This is a genomic window from Treponema endosymbiont of Eucomonympha sp., assembly GCF_001028545.1.
In genome coordinates, this window is record NZ_BBPW01000350.1 from 1 (window position 1) to 717 (window position 717).

The 717-nt window shown below is 52.9% G+C and carries 1 protein-coding gene; it reads right to left on the bottom strand.

The features are described 5' to 3' along the window. Nucleotides 1-241: 241 nt before the first annotated feature. Complete coding sequence (locus AWU74_RS10750) at nucleotides 242-469, bottom strand: hypothetical protein (RefSeq protein ID WP_162504986.1); 228 nt, start codon at nucleotides 467-469, stop codon at nucleotides 242-244. Nucleotides 470-717 lie beyond the last annotated feature (248 nt).

Here is a 717-nt window from a genome sequence, read left to right on the forward strand (position 1 = left end):
TACGCTAACCAACTGCGCTATTGCCCGATATTACATAGAATTAGCACTGTTTTATACGTTCACCATGAGGCCTTAAAATAAGGCAGATATTGTTATAGTAGTTTATTGCATTTTATTTGTCAAGCGTGTGTTCGGGTACCACTATCCGCGTCTTTTTTCAGCGGGTTTTGCAATCTGCGGGTTTCTTCATTTGATTCATGCCTCCCATTTTATCTCTTTCCCCCCATTCAATCTGCACTCCCTACGGGTCTTCGCCCTTCAGTAAGTCCGCTCGATAGGCTCGTGGGCGGAAACCCTCGGTGAATATCGCTCGGTGGTCTCGGTAAATGCTTATCCATATTTCGATACATAGGTGTCCGCCTTTATTCCGCGAGTTTGCAAAGCAAACTCGGTAGCACGCTACGGCGTGCGACAGTTCCTTCAGGAAACTTGGCAGATAGGTAAGACCCGTGCCCCGCATTTGAAACACGGGCGTATCAGCTTCCCGCCCTTGCAGGGGTTCGACACTACCCTTTGTGTGCGCCTCACACTACTCCTTGCAGAAGCTCGCCGCAAACTCGGCACAGAGGCTGGGATTGGGGCGGCGCGGGACTGTCGAGGGGCACGGGCGGCTTGCTGCTGATGTGGGCGGCGGGCGTCATCAAAGGCGCTTGCTATGCGCGGAATCCCCCGCTACAATGGCGCACACGGAGGCTTTATATGGCAGCAGAACAGGCG